Origin of the sequence: Aneurinibacillus tyrosinisolvens, from assembly GCF_001015055.1 — a bacterium.
Lineage (GTDB): Bacteria > Bacillota > Bacilli > Aneurinibacillales > Aneurinibacillaceae > Aneurinibacillus_A > Aneurinibacillus_A tyrosinisolvens.
This window is the reverse complement of sequence record NZ_BBWZ01000002.1, coordinates 36,711-58,094: the sequence shown is the minus strand read 5'-3', so window position 1 is coordinate 58,094 and position 21,384 is coordinate 36,711. Positions and strand designations below refer to the sequence as shown.

21 protein-coding genes, 1 pseudogene and 1 CRISPR repeat array are annotated in these 21,384 nt (G+C 47.3%); of the genes and pseudogenes, 7 read left to right on the top strand and 15 right to left on the bottom strand.

Features of this window, described 5'->3' with window-relative positions:
• Window positions 1-153: 153 nt before the first annotated feature.
• The gene (locus tag MBEAL2_RS02280) at window positions 154-3,015 is read left to right on the top strand and encodes a 2-oxoglutarate dehydrogenase E1 component (RefSeq protein ID WP_047150725.1); all 2,862 of its coding nucleotides are present in this window, start codon (window positions 154-156) and stop codon (window positions 3,013-3,015) included.
• Window positions 3,008-4,318, top strand: coding sequence for a 2-oxoglutarate dehydrogenase complex dihydrolipoyllysine-residue succinyltransferase (gene odhB, locus MBEAL2_RS02275; RefSeq protein WP_047150724.1), 1,311 nt, complete (start codon window positions 3,008-3,010; stop codon window positions 4,316-4,318). Before MBEAL2_RS02280 ends, odhB begins: the two co-directional genes overlap by 8 nt.
• Window positions 4,319-5,237: 919 nt before the next feature.
• On the opposite strand, the gene MBEAL2_RS02270 is transcribed toward odhB, so the two are convergent.
• From MBEAL2_RS02270 to MBEAL2_RS02260, 3 genes are all read right to left on the bottom strand, one after another.
• Window positions 5,238-6,320, bottom strand: a complete 1,083-nt coding sequence (locus MBEAL2_RS02270) for a Fic family protein (protein ID WP_047150723.1) — start codon at window positions 6,318-6,320, stop codon at window positions 5,238-5,240.
• A gap of 168 nt (window positions 6,321-6,488) precedes the next feature.
• Window positions 6,489-6,854: a CRISPR direct-repeat array (repeat unit 30 nt; unit sequence GTTTCAATTCCTCATAGGTAGTCTAAAAAC).
• Window positions 6,855-7,065: 211 nt separating this feature from the next.
• Window positions 7,066-8,145: an NAD(P)H-dependent flavin oxidoreductase gene (locus MBEAL2_RS02265; RefSeq protein WP_047150722.1), complete on the bottom strand. Its 1,080-nt coding sequence runs from the start codon at window positions 8,143-8,145 to the stop codon at window positions 7,066-7,068.
• Between the two features lie 88 nt (window positions 8,146-8,233).
• A complete protein-coding gene (locus MBEAL2_RS02260) occupies window positions 8,234-9,529 on the bottom strand; it encodes a class I SAM-dependent rRNA methyltransferase (RefSeq protein WP_047150721.1) in 1,296 nt (431 codons plus the stop codon).
• 120 nt (window positions 9,530-9,649) lie between these two features.
• Here MBEAL2_RS02260 and MBEAL2_RS02255 point away from each other — a divergent pair, with 120 nt between their 5' ends.
• Window positions 9,650-10,486 carry a YihY/virulence factor BrkB family protein gene (locus tag MBEAL2_RS02255; RefSeq protein WP_047150720.1) on the top strand — a complete coding sequence of 279 codons (837 nt, stop codon included), beginning with the start codon at window positions 9,650-9,652 and terminating at the stop codon, window positions 10,484-10,486.
• Window positions 10,455-10,688, top strand: a complete 234-nt coding sequence (locus MBEAL2_RS30930) for a hypothetical protein (RefSeq protein WP_152667671.1) — start codon at window positions 10,455-10,457, stop codon at window positions 10,686-10,688. The genes MBEAL2_RS02255 and MBEAL2_RS30930 overlap by 32 nt, the downstream gene beginning before the upstream one ends.
• Window positions 10,689-10,811: 123 nt before the next feature.
• Here the strand turns inward: MBEAL2_RS30930 and MBEAL2_RS02245 are convergent, their stop codons facing one another.
• From MBEAL2_RS02245 to MBEAL2_RS02205, 9 genes and pseudogenes are all read right to left on the bottom strand, one after another.
• A complete protein-coding gene (locus MBEAL2_RS02245; protein ID WP_047150718.1) occupies window positions 10,812-11,183 on the bottom strand; it encodes a DUF423 domain-containing protein in 372 nt (123 codons plus the stop codon).
• Window positions 11,184-11,234: 51 nt separating this feature from the next.
• On the bottom strand, window positions 11,235-12,464 hold the full coding sequence (locus MBEAL2_RS02240; RefSeq protein WP_047150717.1) for an MFS transporter: 1,230 nt from the start codon (window positions 12,462-12,464) through the stop codon (window positions 11,235-11,237).
• Between the two features lie 157 nt (window positions 12,465-12,621).
• On the bottom strand, window positions 12,622-13,269 hold the full coding sequence (pcp, locus tag MBEAL2_RS02235; protein ID WP_047150716.1) for a pyroglutamyl-peptidase I: 648 nt from the start codon (window positions 13,267-13,269) through the stop codon (window positions 12,622-12,624).
• A gap of 37 nt (window positions 13,270-13,306) precedes the next feature.
• Window positions 13,307-14,275, bottom strand: a complete 969-nt coding sequence (locus tag MBEAL2_RS02230; protein ID WP_047150715.1) for a DUF979 domain-containing protein — start codon at window positions 14,273-14,275, stop codon at window positions 13,307-13,309.
• Window positions 14,275-14,997 carry a DUF969 domain-containing protein gene (locus MBEAL2_RS02225; RefSeq protein WP_047150714.1) on the bottom strand — a complete coding sequence of 241 codons (723 nt, stop codon included), beginning with the start codon at window positions 14,995-14,997 and terminating at the stop codon, window positions 14,275-14,277. The genes MBEAL2_RS02230 and MBEAL2_RS02225 overlap by 1 nt, the downstream gene beginning before the upstream one ends.
• A gap of 45 nt (window positions 14,998-15,042) precedes the next feature.
• Window positions 15,043-15,809, bottom strand: a pseudogene (gene pxpA / locus MBEAL2_RS02220) (5-oxoprolinase subunit PxpA).
• Window positions 15,810-15,820: 11 nt separating this feature from the next.
• A complete protein-coding gene (locus MBEAL2_RS02215) occupies window positions 15,821-16,819 on the bottom strand; it encodes a 5-oxoprolinase subunit C family protein (protein ID WP_047150713.1) in 999 nt (332 codons plus the stop codon).
• Window positions 16,810-17,505 carry a 5-oxoprolinase subunit PxpB gene (gene pxpB, locus MBEAL2_RS02210; RefSeq protein ID WP_047150712.1) on the bottom strand — a complete coding sequence of 232 codons (696 nt, stop codon included), beginning with the start codon at window positions 17,503-17,505 and terminating at the stop codon, window positions 16,810-16,812. The genes MBEAL2_RS02215 and pxpB overlap by 10 nt, the downstream gene beginning before the upstream one ends.
• Complete coding sequence (locus MBEAL2_RS02205) at window positions 17,483-18,280, bottom strand: IclR family transcriptional regulator (protein ID WP_047150711.1); 798 nt, start codon at window positions 18,278-18,280, stop codon at window positions 17,483-17,485. The genes pxpB and MBEAL2_RS02205 overlap by 23 nt, the downstream gene beginning before the upstream one ends.
• Window positions 18,281-18,451: 171 nt before the next feature.
• Between MBEAL2_RS02205 and MBEAL2_RS02200 the strand changes: the two genes are divergently transcribed.
• The gene (locus MBEAL2_RS02200; RefSeq protein ID WP_052947377.1) at window positions 18,452-19,390 is read left to right on the top strand and encodes a polysaccharide deacetylase family protein; all 939 of its coding nucleotides are present in this window, start codon (window positions 18,452-18,454) and stop codon (window positions 19,388-19,390) included.
• Here the strand turns inward: MBEAL2_RS02200 and MBEAL2_RS31530 are convergent.
• From MBEAL2_RS31530 to MBEAL2_RS02190, 3 genes are all read right to left on the bottom strand, one after another.
• On the bottom strand, window positions 19,384-19,533 hold the full coding sequence (locus MBEAL2_RS31530) for a hypothetical protein (RefSeq protein ID WP_161798150.1): 150 nt from the start codon (window positions 19,531-19,533) through the stop codon (window positions 19,384-19,386). The two genes, MBEAL2_RS02200 and MBEAL2_RS31530, sit on opposite strands and share 7 nt — an antisense overlap.
• Window positions 19,534-19,699: 166 nt before the next feature.
• On the bottom strand, window positions 19,700-19,879 hold the full coding sequence (locus MBEAL2_RS02195; RefSeq protein WP_047150710.1) for a hypothetical protein: 180 nt from the start codon (window positions 19,877-19,879) through the stop codon (window positions 19,700-19,702).
• A 109-nt stretch (window positions 19,880-19,988) separates the two neighbouring features.
• Window positions 19,989-20,312: a stalk domain-containing protein gene (locus MBEAL2_RS02190; protein ID WP_439644813.1), complete on the bottom strand. Its 324-nt coding sequence runs from the start codon at window positions 20,310-20,312 to the stop codon at window positions 19,989-19,991.
• Window positions 20,313-20,426: 114 nt separating this feature from the next.
• On the opposite strand from MBEAL2_RS02190, the gene MBEAL2_RS02185 reads away from it, so the two are divergent.
• Window positions 20,427-20,714, top strand: a complete 288-nt coding sequence (locus MBEAL2_RS02185; protein WP_047150708.1) for a HesB/YadR/YfhF family protein — start codon at window positions 20,427-20,429, stop codon at window positions 20,712-20,714.
• A gap of 21 nt (window positions 20,715-20,735) precedes the next feature.
• Window positions 20,736-21,341 (top strand): CYTH domain-containing protein, encoded by a 606-nt coding sequence (locus tag MBEAL2_RS02180; protein WP_047150707.1) that lies wholly within the window; start codon window positions 20,736-20,738, stop codon window positions 21,339-21,341.
• Window positions 21,342-21,384 lie beyond the last annotated feature (43 nt).

Below are 21,384 nucleotides of genomic sequence, written 5' to 3'. Positions count from 1 at the left end.
CTAAAGAACCCATTTTCATAAGCTACACATATTTTTTGAAGAAAGATGGAAGTATTGATTATGTAAAACATGTTTTTATGAAAGGTACTTGAGGAAAAAGAACATATAGAATTGTTTTCTTTTTAGCTTTACAAACGATGGAGGTGTCGCAACGTGGCTCGCAATCAAGTAGGAAGCAATACGCCGTGGCAGGATTTCGACGGCCCAAACCTGGGTTACGTACATGAGTTATATGAACACTATCTAGAAGATCCAAAATCCATTGATCAAGAAATGAAAAAACTATTTGACCAGTGGGGAGCCCCACCCTTATATCAAAAAGAAGGGTTTCATACACAAAAAGAACAGCATACTACAGATGCTGCCGGCATTATGCAAAAAGCAATCTCAGCGGCTACACTGGCTCTAAGCATTCGCATTAATGGACATTTATACGCACAAACGAATTCATTCACCAATGAAGAACAAAGAGATTTACATCCGCTTAATCCTTCAAATTATGGTCTTAGTGAAGCGGATTTACAGGCTATGCCGGCCCAGGTGGTCTGGCCAAAGGCACCCGTACAGCTTCGAACAGCCTTGGATGTCATCAATCATCTGCGGAAAATTTACATAAATTCGGTCGCTTATCAATTTATGCATATTAATAATCTTGAGGAGCGGGACTGGCTAACCCATATGGTAGAGTCTGAAACAATTGAACGGACACTTGGAAATGAAGAACAAATCCGTCTGCTGCGGACGCTGACGCAGGTTGAAGAATTCGAGCAATTCCTTCACCACAGATTTGCGGGACAAAAAAGGTTTTCTATTGAAGGTCTCGAAACGCTTGTCCCTATGATTGATGAACTCGTTCGCCAGAGTGCCCTTGGGGGCGTCCGCCATGTGCTCATCGGCATGGCCCACCGGGGACGTTTAAGTGTACTTGCCCACATTTTAGGCAAGCCATACGAAAAAATTTTCTCGGAATTTCACCATTCACCTAATAAAGAACTCGTCCCATCGGAAGGCTCGATAGGAATGAACTATGGCTGGACGGGAGATGTGAAATACCATCTGGGCGCTGACCGGGAAATGGAAGCGGATCAATCAGCACGCGTACGTTTGACCTTGGCCAATAATCCAAGCCACCTGGAATTCGTCAACCCTGTCGTACAAGGCTATACACGGGCAGCCCAGGAAGACCGGCAAGTGGCCGGGTATCCGAAGCAGGATGTCACAAAAGCCTTAATGATTGCCGTCCATGGCGACGCCGCTTTTCCCGGCGAAGGAATTGTTGCAGAGACGCTTAACTTAAGCCGGTTAAGAGGATACCAGACCGGCGGCACCATCCATATTATCGCCAACAACCAGATTGGGTTTACAACGGAAAGCCAGGATTCGAGGTCAACAAGATATGCGAGCGATCTGGCGAAAGGATTTGAAATTCCGATCGTGCATGTCAATGCCGATGACCCAATGGCTTGTCTTCAGGCCATCCGTCTCGCGTATGAATACCGAAAAAATTTTAAAAAAGACTTTTTAATCGATTTAATCGGGTATCGACGGTACGGACATAATGAAATGGATGATCCGGCCGCCACCCAGCCGCTTTTTTATGACAAAGTGATGAAACACTCAAGAGTCCCTGTGCTGTACGCAGATATTCTGAAAAAGAATGGGATTATCGAAGATCAAGTGGTAGAAGAAATAAAACAAGCGGCCCGGGAAAGATTACAGCAGGCCTATGATAAAACAAAAAGCAATGGACAGGAGCAGACAATCACACCGGAAATAAAGCAAATAGACAATGAACTTGATGTGGATACACGCGTTTCGGCTGATACCCTTACTGAATTAAATAAAGAACTGCTGCAGTGGCCGAAGGAACTTTCTGTATATCCTAAATTAGAAAAAATACTGAAACGCAGAGAAGAGGCGCTTCAGAAGGGCATTGATTGGTCACTAGCGGAAACACTTGCTTTCGCTACGATTCTAATGGATGGTACACCCATCCGTATCACCGGCCAGGATACCGAGCGAGGAACATTTGCCCAGCGCCATGCCGTTCTGCATGACAACCAAACCGGGAAACAGTTCATTCCACTGCAGCATATTCCACAAGCGCGAGCTTCTTTTGCGATTTATAACAGTCCACTATCGGAAGCCGGAGTCCTAGGTTTCGAATACGGGTATGATGTGCTGGCTAAGGATACGCTCGTATTGTGGGAAGCCCAGTTTGGCGATTTTGCCGATGCGGCGCAGGTAATTATCGATACCTTTCTGGCCTCTGGAAAAGCAAAATGGAAACAAACCTCTAATCTTGTTCTTCTTTTGCCGCATGGTTATGAAGGACAGGGACCGGATCATTCAAGTGCCCGCCTGGAGCGTTTCCTTCAATCTTCAGCTGAACGGAACTGGACGGTGGCCAATCTAACAAGTGCCGCCCAATATTTTCATCTGTTAAGGTGGCAGGCGTCGAGACTGGGCAAAGAAAACGCCCGTCCGTTAATTCTTATGACGCCTAAGAGCCTGCTCCGCAACCCCCGCGCCTTTTCGAAGCTGACCGAATTAAGTGAAGGCTCCTTCAAACCGCTGCTAGAGCAGCCCGGTCTTGAAGGAAACGCGGAATCTGCCGGACGGATGATCCTTTGCTCCGGAAAAGTAGCGATTGATTTGGAGGCGGAGTGGGAGTCACAACAGCTCAACGACAAAAGAATTTATCTCGTCCGTGTCGAACAGCTCTTCCCATTTCCGGAAAAAGAACTGCAAAAAACAATAAACCAGTGCAAACAGCTGAAAGAGATTGTTTGGGTACAGGAAGAGCCAAAGAATATGGGGGCCTGGTCGTATATGGAACCGAAGCTAAAAGCTTTAACCGAAGTGCCTGTGCGCTACATCGGCCGTCCCGACCATTCCAGCCCGGCTGAAGGATCGCCGGATGTGCATAAAATGGAGCAGCAGCGAATTCTCAAGGAAGCATTGCTTCTTACGGAAACTACTACCGTTAAGGCAGGAGGGCATATCCATGAGTGAAGTAAAAGTACCGGAATTAGCAGAGTCAATCACTGAAGCTACCATTACGCAATGGATGAAATCAGAAGGTGACGCGGTTACCCAGGGAGAAGTACTGGCGGAACTTGAGACGGACAAGGTCAATATGGAAATTATGGCCGAACAAGATGGAAGGCTGGAGAAGATTCTACGCGGTCCGGGAGAGACGGTGCAAGTGGGTGAAGTTGTCGCCGTTCTTAAGGAAATCAGTGAAGGGAAGGCCGCTTCGCCTGAGGAAAAAGCACCTTTATCCGAGGAGAAGGCAGCTTCAACTAAAAACAAGGACATTGTCTCACCTAAAGGGGAGACGCTGCATTCACCAGGCAGTGAAACAGGGGGTGAAGAAGCCTTCAGTTTTCGCGCAGCCAGTCCTGCTGCGCGAAAACTGGCCAGGGAACGCAGTATTCGTTTAGATTCTGTAAAGAGCCATGATCCGCTCGGAAGGATTTCTATAGATGATATCAAGGCAAGCAGCGAGGCATCGCAAAAAGCAGCCCCAGCACGGCCAGCAGGCGCTAGCAATCAGCAGCAAGCCACCACTCCTGCCAATCCTAAGCCTGAGGTAAAGCCAACGAGTTCAGACAGGCCGATAGAGCATATACCCATGTCGAGACGGCGTCAGACGATTGCGAATCGATTGGTCCAGGTTCAACAAAATACAGCTATGCTAACGACGTTTAATGAAGTGGATATGACGGCCATTCTTGATGTTCGCAAACGCCGCCAGGAAAAATTCGTGGAACAGCATGGCGTGAAGCTTGGCTTTATGTCCTTTTTTACAAAAGCGGTTATAGGCGCGCTAAAAGCCTTTCCCCTGCTTAATGCAGAAATTAAAGGAGAAGAGTTTTTGGTTAAGAAATTTTATGATATCGGCATTGCGGTTGCTGCTGATGAAGGATTGGTTGTACCTGTTGTCCGAGAGGCTGATCGACTCAGTTTCGCTGAGTTGGAACAGGAAATAGCCAACCTGGCGAAGAAGGCCAGAGACAATAAGTTAAGCCTATCCGAATTACAGGGAGGTACATTTACGATCACAAACGGCGGAATTTTCGGCTCGCTGTTATCTACTCCAATCCTAAATCTTCCCCAGGTTGGCATTTTGGGAATGCACAAGATTCAACTGCGCCCTGTTGCTATTGATAAGGAACGCATGGAGAACCGAATGATGATGTACATTGCTCTATCGTATGACCACCGGATTGTTGATGGCAAAGAAGCGGTTAGCTTTTTAGCCAGAGTAAAAGAATTATTGGAGGATCCAGAAACATTGCTGCTGGAAGGCTAATTTTTTAGGACGGAAACGGTAAGAAAAACATCGCGGGCATGCCGCTCGTCCTTTCCCCTTCTGGAAGCTGGACGGCCGCTTAGTCTCACGCCGGGCGGACCGGCAAAACATCTGGGTAGCTTAGGTGTTGGAGACAATTGCCGGTCTGTTTCGCCCTATGGCAGGCGCGCTCCACAGGGGGAAAGAAAAGAGCCGTCATCGCCCGCGATGTTTTTCTTTGACTTTGGGACCGCACGGTCCCATGATAGCAATTCCCTTTAACACTTTAAAGCAACATATACTTTCTTTAACGATAAAAAAGGATAGATTCAGGCATGCAAAGTACCTGAGCTATCCTTTTTATATCGCTGTATAGCTGGTCGAGCTGCAGCAAAAGCCCGAGGTCACTTTTCAGGAATCCATTTTGTTTCCTTATCATTTCCTTCTTTTCAGAACATCCCCACTCGCATTTCGGCAGGAATATACTATGTAGAGGTAACTATACTAGAACTGCGTTACTGGGGGATACTCAATTTTCAGGTTTTAATTCCTCATAGGTAGTCTACAAACGGAATAACATTTTCGGTTTTTATCCCGGTTATTGTCAAATTTCAATTCCTCATAGGTACTCTACAAACCCCGACAGGAACGCTGGAAGTGAACAAGGTCAATTAATTTCAATTCCTCATAGGTAGTCTACAAACGTGGCACAGCGCCCACGCAACCAAGAATTATCATCATGTTTCAATTCCTCATAGGTAGTCTACAAACCCATTTTCCACCGATAAAATAAGCACTTTCACTACTCAACCCCTATTATACCAAAAAGCACAAAAAAGATTAAACACACGTCCTTCTTCATTTCCTTCTGTCGTCGATCTCCTAGGATTTTTACAGTACTGGCGATCGACGACAGAAAAACCTTTATGCAATAGCTCATTTAAAAATCTTTCGTTTCAATCTCGTCCTTATATATAATCTTCCATTTGGCACTCCGTCCGAATCCCTGTAATTCAATTAAGCCCTCCTCACGCATTGCTTTCAATGTCGCATTTATGGTCGGCCTTTTTATATCAGGACAACGATTTTCTATTTCACGAACACTAAAAGGAGTTAGGAACCCCAAAACAATTTCTCTTACTCTTTCCGTTTTCTGTCCTCTTGATTCGCTAACAATACCTACGCGACTCTCAAGCTCCCGATAAGCCTTTAAAATAATCCCTAAAAAGTATTCGAGCCATGGTAATAAATCATGATTTCCTTCGTGCCAACCCTGAGAAGATTGATAAAGAGTAGAGTAATACGTTTCCTTTGTTTCCTCAATTATTTTTTCTAAGGATATGAAGCGACCGACATTATAACCAGCATGATATAAACAGAGGAGGGTTAATAAACGCGCCATTCTTCCATTTCCATCCCGAAAAGGGTGTATACAAAGGAAATCAAGAACAAAAGCGGCAATAAGAATCAATTCATGAGGGTCCTTTTCTTCCATAGCCAACGAAAAATACTTGCATAAATCTTTCATTGAATCTTCGGTTAAAATGGCCGGAGTCGTTTTAAAACGAGTTCTTACTGTTCCGTCCGGGTATTTTTCAGTAATCTCATTATCAGTAAATTTCCATGCTCCACCTTCACCTGGTGAGAAGGAATGTAGCATTTGATGAAGCTGTTTTATAATATTAGGTCTGATGGGAATGTCCGTAGCAGCACTATGGATTTGAGATAACACGGAACGGTAAGCAGCTACCTCGTTTTCCGGTCGATTCTCCGGGGTGGTTGTTTCTTTCATTAACTCTTGAAGGCGTTGGTTTTTTATGAAAATACCCTCAATTCGGTTAGATGACTCTGTACTTTGAATTGTAGCTATATCTTGTAATTTTTTTAGTATCTCGGGAGATTGCTGTTCGTAGAGACCTTGTTTCCCTTTATATTCAGATATACTAGCAATTAATTTCAATACGGTAGAATTGATAATATGACCTGTGTTTTTATTCATATAATCATTTAGAAAACTGGACATAATAACCTCCAATAAAGTTATATTAATGTTATAATCTTATATTTTATACCATAAAATATAAGATTATTCAATTGGTAAACTTATAAGTAATTTGCAGGGTTAAAAAAGTTGGGTTCTTATTCCAATGCATCCTTATAAGTCATTTTTTATTGCAGTTGATGTGCTACTGTTCCGATTCCTCATAGGTATGCTACAAACGCGCTAGACCAGATTATGCAATACACAGGTTTAAAAGAGTTTCAATTCCTCATAGGTATGCTACAAACGTATACCTTATTTTGACTGCACCTGTAGGATAAGGTAGTTTCAATTCCTCATAGGTATGCTACAAACGAAGTGAAAGTGCAGGAGAAAACGGTGCAGGATTTTCGTTTCAATTCCTCATAGGTAGTCTAAAAACTGAACCACCAACCGCATCGTTCCCATCCACTCAAGAGGGTTTCAATTCCTCATAGGTAGTCTAAAAACGCCTACCAAAAATGGCAGACGTATTGTATCATATGTGTTTCAATTCCTCATAGGTAGTCTAAAAACCCATTTTTCGCCCACAAAATAAGCACTTTCACAACTCAACATCCATTATACCGGAAAACATCAAAAGGGACGAAACCCCCGTCCCTCCTCACTTCCTTCTGTCGTCGATCCCCCGGTATTTTTACAGCACCGCCGATCGACGACAAAAATTCAAACCATATAACTATATAAAACCGCTACCCTTCCCCATCAACAGGAGAAATCATCTCGCTTACTCCACTCCAATCAACTTTCGCGCCTCTTCCATAACCCCTTCCACAATCTCCTCCGCCCGTTCCCCTTCCGTCAGCAAACGGGTCGCCTGCCCTGCCCACAGCGACAAATACTCCGCATCATTGTGTGCGGCAGCTGCCCGGCGAACCTCACCTGTCGCCGTATTCTGGCTCGGAAAAGGAAGCGGTTCAATTCCCGATGCGTCAAACTCCTCAATAAACCGGTTGCGAATCCCCCGCGCCGGACGGCCCGAGAAAACTTTTGTAACCACCGTATCCTCTTCCGTGCTCCCCAGCAGTGCCCGCTGGTAAACAGGGTTCGCCCCCGATTCCGCCGCCGTCAAAAAGCGCGTTCCCAGCTGCACACCCTGCGCTCCAAGCACAAGGGCTGCAATCAGTCCGCGCCCGTCCATGATACCGCCCGCAGCAACAACCGGAACCTTTACCCGGTCAGCCACCTGCGGAACGAGAGAAAACGTACCGATATTCGCTCCAGAAGGGTGGGCGGCAACATCAAACGTTCCCCGGTGACCGCCCGCATCGCTTCCCTGGGCAATGACAACATCCGCTCCTTTTTCCTCCGCCAGCAGCGCCTCCTCCACAGTCGTCACCATCGTCGTCACCTTCATGCCTGCCGACCGCGCTTCCTTCGCTGCATCCTCCGGTAAAGTACCAAATGCGGTGCTCACGACCGGAACTTTTTCTTCCAGAAGCACCTGAAACTGTTCAACGAACAGATCCGGCGAATGCAATTCCTTGCCGCCAGGTACAATACCGAGACGCTCGCCCATCGGTGCAAGAACGCGCTGTACTTCCGCAAGCCGGGAAAAGTCGTCTTTCATGTCCACCACAAAAAGGTTCACCGCAAACGGCCGGTCCGTGACCCGGCGAATGCTCCGGATTGCCTCCCGAATGGCTTCCGGCTGCATATAAGCGGCGCCCAGTGAACCGAGTCCGCCAGCCCGGGAAACCCCGGCTACAAGCTCCGGTGTAGTCGGTCCTCCAGCCATGCCCGCCTGAATCAATGGATATCGGATATTTAATATATTGCAAAGTTCTGTTTCAAACTGGATTTTCATCTTCCATCCTCCCAGAAAGTCACTTATTTGTTTCTTTCCGAAAAATTTCCACACAGGAGGATACAAATCCTTCTTTTCCCGCTGCTTTTTATACGCGGGAGCGCACCTCGTAAATGGCGAATTTCAAATAATCGCCTTCGTCCACGGTCGCAATTTTCGGATGGTCAACGCCGGCACCGCTCCAATGAATGAGACGGAGAATTTTCTTCGCGTCAATGGCCGCTTCCTGGATCGTTTCCTTAAACAACTCAGGGCTCATATGGTACGAGCAGCTTGCCGTTACGAGGTAGCCGCCGTCACGCACTAGCTTCAGGCCGTTCAGGTTGATATCTTTATAGCCGCGCTGCGCGCCTTTTACCGCCCCGCGAGACTTGGCAAAAGCGGGCGGATCGAGGATGACGACATCCCACAGCTTTTCTTCCTTCGCTGCTTCCCGCAAGTAATCGAACGCATTCGCCACAACGAAGTCAACGCGGTGCAGGAATCCGTTTAGCTGTACGCTTCTTCTCGCCGTTTCAATCGCGTGTTCCGAAATGTCCAGGGTGGTTACTTTTTTCGCCCCGTGCTTGCAGGCGTTTAGTGTAAAAGAACCGGTATGTGTGAAGCAGTCCAATACTTCCGCCCCGTCCCAGAACGGATTTTTTACGACTTTTCCTCGTTTATCCACCGGCTTGGTTTCAGTTTGGCCGTTCTCTTCCACAGGAAGCATGCGGATGCCGTGGCTTTCTCCCCATCCTTTCATGAGCGGGGCAATGGCCGAACGGTTTTCCCGCTGATCAAAGAAATAGCCCGTCTTCTGGCCGTTTTCAATATCAACGATAAGCTTCAGGCCATTCTCCTCAATTTCGATTTCCGTCTCCGATTCGCCGTACCAGAACCCTTTTTCCTGTTCCAGCCCTTCCAGTTCCCTTACATATACGTCGTTGCGCAGGTAAATCGCTTTGGGCGCGAACACTTCCAGCAGCGCGTTGAAAACCCAGTCCTTCCTCACTTCCATACCGAGCGAAAGAATCTGGACGACAAGTACATCTTCGAATTTCTCTACGACAAGACCGGGAAGGAAGTCGGCTTCCCCGTACACGACCCGGCAGGAGCGAATGTCCGGCAGGAAGCGGCGGCGGAACGTCCAGGCTTCGCGAATGCGCCGGGTATACATGGCCTGGTCTACCTCTTCATCCGATTTAAATGTCATAATGCGCACCATCATCTGCGATTCCGGGTTGATGTATCCTTTGGCGAGAAAGTGGCCCTGGTGGTTTACAACCTCAACCATGTCACCCGGGGTATACTCCCCCTCGACCTTGTCCACTTCGCTCTGGTACACCCAGGGATGCCCCTGCTCGATGCGCTTTCTCCGGTTTCTCACGAGAAAAACTTTTGCCACGATGATTCCTCCAATATCGAAATACTATTTCCAAATTTAATTGTATATGATAATACGGTATAAGGAACATATAGTACGTACCATATCAATAACAAATCCAAGAAGCAATGGGGACTGCCTATGGAACAGTGCAGAAAAAGAAAAAAAGTGTATATATGTACGAAGGAACTCGTCATGCGTTTCATCCGGGACGACGTATCCGGGTTGTCGGCCCAGCTTGCCTATTACTTTTTGCTTGCGATTTTCCCTTTTTTCATTTTTGCCTTTACCTTAATCGGATACCTGCCGATTTCAACGGAAAATGCGCTCTCTTTTATTGAAAAAATCGCCCCGCATAAAGTGATGGATTTACTGCGGGCGAATGTGCACGGCTATTTAAACGTGCGCAGGGGCTGGCTCTTGTTTATCAGCCTGCTGGGTACGCTGTGGTCTGCTTCCAGTGGGATTCATGCGATTATCTCTGCTTTAAACAAGGCCTACAACGTGCCGCAGGAGCGTTCTTATATTTCGGCAAGATTGATGGCCATTTTATTTACATTCGCTATGGTACTGGCCTTCTTACTTACCTTATTATTGCCTGTTTTCGGTAAAACGATTGAGGTGTTTGCCTCATCCTATTTCAATATTCCTTATACAGTCCTGGTTGGCTGGAGATTTCTGCGCTGGGTAGTGACCTTTGCCTTTCTAATCATTATTTTTGCCCTGCTGTATTATTTTGCGCCAAATCGTCCGCTGGAATGGAAGAAAATTTTAATCGGGGCCGTTTTCGCTGCCGTCGGCTGGCTCGTCGTTTCGTATGGTTTTGCTTATTATGTTAATCATTTCGCAAGCTTTACCCTTGCGTACGGGAGCCTTGGGGGCGTTATTATTCTTATGATCTGGTTCTACCTTTCCGCCATGATTATAATTCTGGGCGGCCAGTTGAATGCCATTATTCAGCTGCATGAAAATGATTAAGAAAAGAAAAAAGAAAGTTCACTCCACGCGCCTTTCCCTTCCGCAAGGAGGGGGACTGTCCGCTCCACCTCCCTGCGAGCAGAGCCCGCAAAACATCTGGGTAGCTCGGGGCGGGAGACAATTGCGGGCTTCTTCTGCTCTCCGGGAGATTCCGCTGGGTCAGGAAGGCCGGTCTGCGTGGATTGCCCTTCCTTTTTTCTAACGTTTTTGACCTTGCGGTCTTTTCTTAAACTATTTAAAAGCAGTTTAAAAAATCTTACCTCATTAAGAAAAAAATGCCGGCCTTCTGAATACAACAGAAGGCCGGCATTTCTTAGTTTATAAGCTATCTTTTCAACGCAGCAATCGCTACTAAAATCCATCCGCTCAGGAAAGCCACGCCACCGAACGGCGTAATAATCCCCAGCTTTGAAATCCCCGTGACAGCGAGCGCATACAGGCTGAACGAGAATAGGATAATCCCGATTTGGAGCAGCCAGCCTGCCCACGAAATGAGCTTCTGCTTCTCCACCCGTTCCGCCAGCAGGCCGATAATCAAAAGGCCGAGTCCATGAACCATATGGTAATACACACCTGTCTGATATACAGCAAGCATACCTTCCGTAATTCTTCCGCGCAGGCCGTGGGCGCCGAATGCCCCGAGCGCTACGGATAAAAATAGGTTAATGCTGCCGAGAAAAATAAACAGTCGTCCCATCGTTCTCCCCTTTTCCGTTATTAACTATCTTTATCATTATACCAAACGTTTTTACAAAGTTTTAACGGCAGGTGTAACGCTTTTGTGAAATAGCGAACGGCTTATTATAACGCCGATACAGGCTGCAATAAGCAGAAAACCTACGATAAACAGGGAAAAAGGGACGCCCGTATGCGGAGTCACTTTTGCAAAAATTCCGATCAGCCCTACCCTTAGCAGCATCCCGGCCGCGTTAAAGAAGCTGTTGGCCCTGCCTATAAACTCATTCGGAACTTCGTTCATCATAATTGTATTGCGCGCAACTCTGGAGCCCGAATTTCCCCAGCCAAGCATAATTTTCAAAGCGAGAAAAAGACCGACTGCAGGGATTGCCGCAATGATAAGCGTGCCTATCGTATAAAAGCTTACGGTAAGCAGCACGGTGCGGAAAGCGCCGAGCTTTGTCATGAGAAACGGGATCGTATAGCCGCCGAGAATCGCTCCGATCGCATACATTGTGTCGGTTAGGCCCATTACCGTTCCATTCGCATGTAAAGTATGGGCGATATAGATCGGAAACAGGTAGTTTCCGACCATAACCCCGATATACGGCATAAGCGAGCTCATATAGAAGACGATAAACATCGGTTTCTCTTTTAGGTATGTGAACCCTTCCTTCATGTTCGACCAGACGGTTATACGCTGCACCGCTTTTTCAGCTTTGACAGCCGTATACGGGATGAGGGAAATAAGCAGGAATCCGACGATATAGGTAGCGGCGTCGACAAAAAGAATCGTATACAGCTCTACCTTGCCAAGGAGCACGCTCGTGAGTCCGCCCGCGACCATGGAAGCGGCCTGATTTTGTATTTCCATGACGCTGTTTAACGATTTGTACTGTTCCTTATCAAATATTTCCTGATTAAAAGCAAATTGCGCCGTGTAATGCAGCGTGTAATACAGCGAGCCGCCGAAGTATACGGCAATGAGCTGCCACGTATGATATGCGCCTTCCAGAGCTCCCCATACCGCAAACAGTGCTGCCACTGCAAATCCGAACAGTTCGCTGAAAAGCAGAATCTTTTTCCGGGAAAACATATCAACGAAAACACCGACATACGGAGACACGAAGAAGAGAAGAAGCGTCATGCATAAAGCCGCATACCCATACAGTTCGTCTCCACCTGCTCTATTTACAAGCAGCCAGGGAACCCCAATCATCGTTACACCGGATCCAATGGAAGAAAGAACGTTAGCCGTGAGCAGCTTGTGCAGCCTTTTGTCCTTTAATACACCTGTCATCTTTCCCACCCCTTTCTTTTTCCTTCGATTACAATTTTACTTCCCGTTCTTGTTTTACTATTTGTAATCATTTTAAATTATCAAGGTGGAAAAATCAAGGATATTTGTAACAATTGTAAATAAAAAAGAAGGTGCATCACTCTGCACCTTCTCTCCTTTAGTGTGTCTGGCCGCCGATTTCTACGATATCAGTTTCATAGGAAATGGCCGTTTCGATTCCAATTTCAATTGCCTTTGTGATTTGCTCAAGCGACATGCTTGGATTTCCCGGATGATGTGCCGCCTGCTCCGGCAGGAATGGAATATGAATAAATCCCCCTCTTCTTTTCTCGAAAGAGGATGCGAGCTGATGCATCAGGGCGTAAAAAATGTGGTTGCACACAAATGTGCCAGCTGTTTGAGAAACGGAAGCGGGGATGCCGCTGTCTCTCATCCTTTTTACCATCGCTTTAATCGGAAGCGTTGACCAGTAAGCGGCTGGGCCCCCTTCAATGACGGGTGTATCAACCGGCTGCTGCCCCTTATTGTCCGCAATCCGGGCGTCATTGACGTTAATTGCGACGCGTTCTATCGTGATATCCGGGCGTCCGCCTGCCTGCCCGACACAAATAATAATGTCCGGCTGAACCTCTTCGATGTTCGCCTTTAATACTTCAATCGATTCGCCAAACACAGTAGGCAATTCGCGGGCAATTACGGTATATTCTTCTATTCTGCTTCCATCCAAACGCTTGACCGCTTCGAGTGCAGGATTCGTTGTCTCCCCGCCAAACGGTTCAAATCCTGTGAGCAACACTTTCTTCATTCTGCTTGTCCTCCTCTACTGGAATGCAGCTATTGACTTAGAAGTGATAAACGAGATAATACATGAGCAGCATGTTTATGATGAACACGGGCAGCGCCGTTGGTATTTGCGCTTTAATGACCGCGTTTTTATCCTTCAAATCAAGCAGCATGGCAGGAACAATGTTGTAGTTCGCCGCCATCGGAGTCATCAAAGTACCGCAGTACCCGGCAAACATCCCGAGTGCCGCCATGATCGCCGGATTTCCGCCGTGCATCTGGACAATAAGCGGAACTCCGATGCCCCCGGTAATGACGGCAAATGCGGCAAATGCATTGCCCATGACCATCGTAAACAGCATCATGCCGACACAGTAAGCGGCAACGGCAACAAAAGGATATTGTGCAGGCAAGATATCCTTGACAATGCCCGATACGACACTCCCTACACCGGCTTTGGCAAAAATCCCGCCCAGCGCCGCCAGCATTTGCGGCAGGATGACCGCCCAGCCTACCGCCTGGAGCAAACGGCTTCCTTCGTTTACCGGTACCGCCATTTTCGCACCTGTAGTCCGCATCGCTGAGATAAAGGCGATAATCGTAGCTATACCAAGCGCAATTAACGCCACCTTCTTCGGATCAGGCTCAACAAGAAGGACGGAACCAAAATGAATCTTATCCAGCAAAAGGGTACCGATAATAGTAAAAACAGGAATGAAAAGTGCAGGAATGAAAATTTTATTTTTCAGACGGACCGCATGCTGTTCTTTTTCTTCCGTATCTGTTTCCTCTTCCTTCGATTTTGTTACTTTTCCAATGGAAGCGAGTACGACCATGATGAGTAGAAGATAGCCTACGTACAGCGGTGGAATTTGCTTCCCAAATAAAAAGGTGACGGCAAAAATTCCCCAGAATACGGAGGACCCCAGCCGATTGGGATGGTTTTTATCAAGTGCAACCCGTATCGCAACGAAGGCAACAATAATACCGAGCAAATAATAAACCATGTCCAGCGTAATGAGCTGCATTATTTAGCCTCCTTTGTTTTCGTCTCCGCTTTTTCTTCCTCGACTAAATTTCCTTTGCCCATCGCTTCCCTCGCAATACGTTTATCGAGACGGTTGAAACGTATCCAGCTTACGAGTAAAGCGGTAAGAGCGGTTGGAATTCCCCACAGTGCCATATCCCAAATGCCTACATTCATACCAATCGACTTAAAGAATCCGCTCATAAGGAGAATCGCACCGGTAGCAATGAAGATGTCCTCACCGAAAAACCAGCCCGTGTTTTCTGCCGCGGCAGAATACGATTTAATGTCCTCTTTTGTCTTCTCCGATATCTCTCCATACCGGGCTACCGCCGCTCCTTCCGCCATCGGCACGACGAGCGGGCGCACAGTCTGGGCATGTCCCCCGATATTAAGGCCGATCGCCGCCGACACCTCCCGGATGAACAGGTACGTAAGAAGCACTCTGCCGGTCGTCGCGTTTTTCGCTTTCATGATGAGCATTTCTGCCCGTTCCTTCAACCCGTAACGCTCCAGTATTCCAATAACGGGGAGCGTCAGAATAATGGGCAGCGACATATAACGGTTTTCAATGAAAAAGTTGCCGAAAAGCGTAATCACTTGATTAAATGACATGCCGGCCACCATGCCGGTTACAATGCCCGACACCATGACAACGAGCAGCGTGTTGAAGCGAAAAGCGAAGCCAAGCGCAACAACAAGAATTCCGATAAGCTTTATCATGCTGTATTCTCCTCTCTACAATTATACATTTTGTGCATCGTTTCCTTATTCTTTGCTTCCTGCTGCCTGAATCAAAATCCCTTCTTCAGTAAGGCGCTCGCGAATACGCTGCGCAAACGACAGGGCATGGGCGCCGTCCCCATGAAGGCAAACCGTGTCTGCCCGAAGTGGAATCTCCATTCCTTGTACCGTCGTTACTTTGCTTTCCTTTATCATCCGGACGACCTGGCCCACTGCCTGTTCCGTATCCGTAATTAATGCATTTGGCAGGCGGCGGGACGTCAATGAACCGTCCTGCTGATACGTTCTGTCAGCGAACACCTCGCTGGCGGTGCGCAAACCGATACCGTTACCCGCTTTCACCAATTCACTTCCCGAAAGGCCGAATAAAATGAGTTCGGGATTTACGTTGTAAACAGCACGGGCAATCGCTTCCGATAGTTCACGCTTTGCGCCGCCATATTATAAAGCGCGCCGTGCGGCTTTACGTGCTGTATCGTTCCACCCTCCGCCTGAACGAATCCGCACAGCGCTCCGATTTGGTAGACGACAAGGTCATATGCCTCCTGCGGGGAGATGTCCATATTTCTTCGCCCGAATCCCTGCAGGTCGGGCAATCCCGGATGGGCACCGATTCCGACCCCCTTTTCCATCGCCATCCTGACCGTTTGCCGCATGACGGCCGGATCACCCGCATGAAAACCGCAGGCAATGTTCGCGGAAGTTATATAAGGAAGAATGCTTTCGTCTGTTCCGATTCGGTAAGCGCCAAAGCTTTCCCCCATGTCACAGTTCAAGTCGACTTTGTACATCACTTTTCCCCCTATCTCTGTTGAAGGTACAAACCCTGTCTTAACTGGTTCAGTTCTCTTTCCCTCTCAATATACAGCTCCTGTGCTTCATCAAGGGAAACTTCGCTGAAGGTAATCCGCTCTCCCGGCTTTGCCTGGGCGATAACCGGAAGATCGACGGAAATAATGTGAGCGATTTTCGGGTACCCCCCGGTCGTCTGCCGGTCGGCAAGCAGGATAATCGGATTTCCTTCCGGCGGCACCTGGATCGTTCCCGTCGAAACCGCCTCTGAAATGACTTCCAGTGGCTCTTTCAGCTCCAGCTTCGGTCCGCTGAGCCGATATCCCATTCGATCGGACTGCGGCGTAATAAAGAAAGAGTCCGCCAAAAAGCAGGCCTTACTTTCCTCAGTGAAAGCTTCGAACTGTGCGCCGCGAACGACGCGGACGACCGGGTCTGACTGGTAGGCGGGAAGAAAATCGAGGCTTACTCCCCAACCTGCCGCTTTCCACGGCTGTTCCTCTTCCGCCAGCTGTTCCAGGCAGGAAATCGCCCACTCTGACGGGGCACCCGCGGAAAGCTCGTCCCCTCCCCGCAGCGCACGCCCTGCAAAGCCTCCGAAACCTGCCCGCACATACGTGCTCCGGCTTCCCATCACTTCAGGAACATCGAATCCACCGGCAACGGATACGTAGGCCCGGCAGCCGGACAGGCAGCCTTTAAACCGTAAAACACTTCCTTTTCTTACGTATATAGGTCTCCATTCAGGAACCGGCTGTCCGTCTATCATCGGAGAAAGGCATGCCCCGCAAATGGAAATCAGCTGGTTCTCCTGGAATTGCAATTCCGGACCCATGAGTGTGACCTCCAGTGCAGCCGCCCCTTCCTCGTTCCCAACGATCAAATTAGCCACCCGGAGCGCAAACAAGTCCATTGCGCCGTTCACAATGACTCCGTACTTCTGAAAACCGAATCTTCCCTTATCCTGAACCGTTGTAAGCAAGCCGGGTTTCAATATCTTTATAGACATATAGGCGTCTCCTTCTGCTCCGCGTATTCTTGCCGGGAAATCGGGCGGAAACGAATTCTGTCACCCGCTTGCAGCAATGCAGGTGGGTTCTCGTTAGACCGGAAAAGCGGAAGGGGCGTGCGTCCGATGAGCTGCCAGCCTCCCGGGGTTTCAATCGGGTATACACCCGTCTGCGTCCCGCCGATTCCTACTGTGCCCGCCGGGATGGACAGGCGTGGAGAAGAGCGCCTTGGCGTCGCAATTTTCCCCGGCATCCCCCCGAGATACGGAAAACCCGGGGCAAATCCAACCATATACACAAGGTAGTCACCGCTTGAATGGATGGAAATAACCTCCTCGGGAGTAAGCCCATTGTGGTCGGCTACAAATTCAAGGTCCGGTCCGAATTCCCCGCCGTAGCAAACAGGAATTTCAACGATCCGGGGCTCTTCCTCCGGTATCCGGCTCAAACCGGCGGCGAAGTTCTTGATTACGGTGCACACATGCCGGTACGGAGAAGAACCGAATTGTACCGGGTCGTAAAAAACCGTGACCGTTGTAAAAGCAGGTACATATTCTACCATGCCGGGAAATGGGTGCTCGTCGAGGTACGCGGACAGCACGCGAACCTTATGATGGATCTGTTCATTAATTTCCTTCCCCAGTTCAATAACAACGGCAGAATCACCGAGCGGGTAAAGATTCATTCTGCTCCTCCTTTCCGGTCTCTCTCATCCAGCCGAGCTTCTGTGAAATTTCCTGCGCGGCTTCCGTTACTTTTTCGATGAGGCGCGGAAGCTGTTCTTCCTGAAATCTGGTTTCAGGGCCAGCAACACTCAGCCCCGCGGTAATTTCACCTTTATGGTTAAAAATCGGAGCTGCAACAGCTGATGTGTAATCTTCCAATTCGGAATGGCTTATCGTATAGTGCCGTTTTCTGCATTGATCGATTTCATCGTGTAATATTTCCTGGTCAATAATAGTCCCGGATGCAATCGTTTTCAATTCGACTTGATCCAGGTACTCCAGGCGCTCCTCTTCCGGCAGAAATGAAAGAATGACCCGCGGACAGGCACCCGCATACAGTGGGGCCCTCCGCCCGATTTGGGTATACACACGTACAGGCTGCCGGGTGTCTACTTTTTCAATATAAATCCCTTCGTTTTGCTCACGAACGATGAGATTTACCGCTTCCCCGAGCTCATCCCGCAGACGCCGCATAATTGGAAGAGAGACCTGCCGAACATCGAGCCGGTCAGCTACAAGCTGCCCGAATTGCAGAAACAACAGGCCAAGCGAATATTTACCGCTCTCGTTCTTCGTCAAAAAACCCATTTCCTCCAGTGAACCGATAAGGCGGTGAATCGAAGTCTTCGGCATGCCGGATATGTCTACGATTTCCTGGAGGCTTAGCTGCTCATGACTATGGAATAGTTTAAGTACTTCCATTGATTTTACAACTGTTTTATTTTTCTCTCCCATACTATGCTATACCCTCCGTTCCAAATTCCGGAACAACTATTCCGTTTTTTATAATGATTATATCATAATAAAATTGTCTGAATAAAAACACAAGAGGTGGGGAAATATTTCCACATTGTTTTCTGTTATTAGCTCCCATTCCTGCCCATATATGAATAATTCTTCTCTCCGATGCATGATAAAAAAAGCCCATACATATATATTAGGGACTCAAAGAAGAAACGGAGGGACCCTGCCATCAAACCGGCCGCTATCATACTCATCGTTTTTTTACTTCTTTTTATTCCTCATTATATTTTACAGGCTGCCGCCTACATCGACACCCTTCAACAACTGGAAAAAATGAAAGAAGGAAATAATGAGCTGAACAAAGAAAATACCAGCCTTAAAAACGAGCTGGACAGGGCACAGAAAGGGTTGGAAAACCTGAAGCAAGAAATGGAGAAGACGAAGGATGTTAATAAGAAGGTCGCCTATCTTACATTTGATGATGGCCCTTCAACAAACACGGGTAAAATCCTGCAAATTTTAAATAACGAGCATGTCAAAGCAACCTTTTTTGTTGTAGGAAATAATACCGACTTCGGCAAAGAAGCATACAGGCAAATTATAGCCGGCGGACATGCGATCGGAAATCATACATATTCGCATAACTACCGAACCTTGTACGGTTCTGTTGAGGCTTTTCAGGAGGATTTTATGCAACTGGAAAACCTGCTGTACGAAACCATTGGACAAAGGCCTTCGATTCTCCGGTTTCCCGGAGGCTCAAACAACCATGTTAGCCGAAAATACGGGGGAAGGCAGCTCATGAACAGGCTGGCGGATTTAAAAACAAAAGAAGGCTACCAGTTTTTCGACTGGAACGTTGACTCCAGAGATGCCTCAAAGATTGTGCAGAATACGGATACGATTGTTCAGTCCGTACTGAACGGCAGCAGGAATAAAAAAAAGGCGATTATTCTTATGCACGACAGCCAGGTAAAAACGACCACCGTGCAGGCTCTTCCAAGGATTATTGCCGGGTTAAAAAAACAGGGGTTTTCCTTTGATTCCTTAACGAAAGATTCGTTCACCAATCAATTTATCAAGCAAAAGCCAGCTCACTGAGCCGACTCGTCTGTATAAGAAACCGGAAGTTTTCCTTCTTTACGTAGGCGAAGGATAATCTTCGGTAAAACTTCGTTTACGAACTTCTCTGTTGCTTCTTTATCGGCCAAAACATCACGCTGCTGATCTCGCATGTTTTTCATTTTTAATTCTCTACCCCTTTTCGAAATTCATGGTGTTTTCCGTTGTGTTTCCTCTATATTTATTTTTTGTTTACCACATTGCCTTTTAGGTGAAACGGTACAAACAAAAAAAGCCAACTGAAAAATTAAGCTGACTTTTTTTATAAGAAAATGCGGGGGATTTATATTATTTTTCCGCTTTCAAAGTGCTTCGGAGTGCTGTCCACATCTCATCCGACAGAAGGCCGAGACGCCATAGTGCAATTCCTCTTATTCCATTTTGCTTGGCAATGCCAACTTTATTTATGATTGTTTTCGGGTTTTCATGCGCGAAGTTAATTCCGAGAAGCAGCTTTTCCTTCGGCACTGCTTCCTTCGCCAGCTGACCGCCTGGATTACTTTATCATCCTGCTCAGGGGATGTGCTTTGCGGGTTGTAGTCATAAGCCATAATAACAACCTGATCTACAAGCTTTCCTAAAGCTGCGTAATCGTATCCTTTCCATCAGGCTTTTGCCATCCATATTTATTACTGGCCGTGAAATTTCCGCTTCGATCCATGGAATACCAGCAGAAGGCAAGTTTACTTACCATGTCCGTATTTCCTGTGGCGGGATTCGGATAGTCCTGCTGAAATAAATCAGTCCAGCTGCTTGTGCCTTTTTTAGGATCCCCGAGCCCATAAAATCCGGTAACATCCATCGTGGTGGGAGCCGTGTAAATCCGCACCTGCCGTAATCCTCCATCCCATGTAACCTGCACATTCAAATTATCTGCTACCATCTTAAAAGGAACCATCACCCGTCCGCTTTTTGCAACCTATGGAATAGACGCTCCATATGCTGGGATGTTTCGGGTTATGATAAACTGAAGAGAAGAACAGCATTTAACATCACCCGGAGGAGGCAGCTGAAAGTGAAACTTACCGTAGAAAAAGAAGCCGTTCAATGGTTCCGTGAAGAAATGGGTGCCCGAGAAGGAGACGCCATCCGTTTTTTTGTCCGAATGGGAGGCTGCAGTACTGTACAGAGCGGCTTTTCACTTGGAATTACGAAAGAGCCGCCGATTGATGCCGGACTCTCCATTGTGGAAGATGGGATTACTTTTTATATCGAAAAAGAGGACCTGTGGTATTTGGGTGAATCTAATCTTGTCGTGACATATAACAAATCGAAAGATGAAATTGACTTCGCACACGAATGAGACAAAAATGGATGTGAAAAAATGGATTATAAGGAACGAGAGCTTAAACTTTTGCTGGAGCAAGAAACCTATGAAGGCATGCTGCGTAATGCAGCGGAAGTTCTGGCTCCCCTTGAACAAACGAATTACTATTTTGATACGCCAGACTTTCGTCTCGGTAAGAGCGGAATTATGCTTCGGATTCGCAAAGAAAACGCAGACTGGATTTTATGCCAGAAGATAAAAGAAAATGTTACTTCCACTTTCTTATCCTCGATCGAGATGGAACAACCGGTCACGGAGGAAATTTTTGAGGCGTGCAAGCAGCAGGCGGGCGAAATGATTCCGCTTCTTCCGGAGAAGGGGCAGCAGGCGGTTACAAATCTTATCTCCCCCTCGGAGCTTGGCTTCCGAGGTTCCCTCTCCAATAAACGCTATCCTATAAAGCTTATAGACGATTATGTTTTTGAATTGGATCACACCCTGTTTCCTGACGGCAATGAACAGTACGAGCTTGAAATAGAGGGAATAAAAAATGAAGACGAAGTCGAAACAATACTGCGGACGCTTACGCAACTTGGCTATACGTACACCATAAACAAAAAAGGAAAATATGCCCGCTTCAAAGAGGCATTAGAGAGAGTATAATTTGTCGATAAACGGCAGAACCGTGGAATTTTCGTGTCGAAGG

Excerpts from the sequence above, each read along its gene's own strand:
- MBEAL2_RS02265 (WP_047150722.1), bottom strand. The coding sequence starts at position 8,145 with ATGAAAATCCAGTTTGAAACAGAACTTTGCAATATATTAAATATCCGA.
- MBEAL2_RS02215 (WP_047150713.1), bottom strand. The coding sequence starts at position 16,819 with ATGTCTATAAAGATATTGAAACCCGGCTTGCTTACAACGGTTCAGGAT.
- MBEAL2_RS02270 (WP_047150723.1), bottom strand. The coding sequence starts at position 6,320 with ATGTCCAGTTTTCTAAATGATTATATGAATAAAAACACAGGTCATATT.
- MBEAL2_RS02225 (WP_047150714.1), bottom strand. The coding sequence starts at position 14,997 with ATGATAAAGCTTATCGGAATTCTTGTTGTTGCGCTTGGCTTCGCTTTT.
- pxpB (WP_047150712.1), bottom strand. The coding sequence starts at position 17,505 with ATGAATCTTTACCCGCTCGGTGATTCTGCCGTTGTTATTGAACTGGGG.
- MBEAL2_RS02245 (WP_047150718.1), bottom strand. The coding sequence starts at position 11,183 with ATGGGACGACTGTTTATTTTTCTCGGCAGCATTAACCTATTTTTATCC.
- MBEAL2_RS02230 (WP_047150715.1), bottom strand. The coding sequence starts at position 14,275 with ATGCAGCTCATTACGCTGGACATGGTTTATTATTTGCTCGGTATTATT.
- MBEAL2_RS02255 (WP_047150720.1), top strand. The coding sequence starts at position 9,650 with ATGGAACAGTGCAGAAAAAGAAAAAAAGTGTATATATGTACGAAGGAA.
- MBEAL2_RS02205 (WP_047150711.1), bottom strand. The coding sequence starts at position 18,280 with ATGGGAGAGAAAAATAAAACAGTTGTAAAATCAATGGAAGTACTTAAA.
- MBEAL2_RS30930 (WP_152667671.1), top strand. The coding sequence starts at position 10,455 with ATGCCATTATTCAGCTGCATGAAAATGATTAAGAAAAGAAAAAAGAAA.
- MBEAL2_RS02200 (WP_052947377.1), top strand. The coding sequence starts at position 18,452 with ATGCATGATAAAAAAAGCCCATACATATATATTAGGGACTCAAAGAAG.
- pcp (WP_047150716.1), bottom strand. The coding sequence starts at position 13,269 with ATGAAGAAAGTGTTGCTCACAGGATTTGAACCGTTTGGCGGGGAGACA.
- MBEAL2_RS31530 (WP_161798150.1), bottom strand. The coding sequence starts at position 19,533 with ATGAAAAACATGCGAGATCAGCAGCGTGATGTTTTGGCCGATAAAGAA.
- MBEAL2_RS02180 (WP_047150707.1), top strand. The coding sequence starts at position 20,736 with ATGGATTATAAGGAACGAGAGCTTAAACTTTTGCTGGAGCAAGAAACC.
- MBEAL2_RS02240 (WP_047150717.1), bottom strand. The coding sequence starts at position 12,464 with ATGACAGGTGTATTAAAGGACAAAAGGCTGCACAAGCTGCTCACGGCT.
- odhB (WP_047150724.1), top strand. The coding sequence starts at position 3,008 with ATGAGTGAAGTAAAAGTACCGGAATTAGCAGAGTCAATCACTGAAGCT.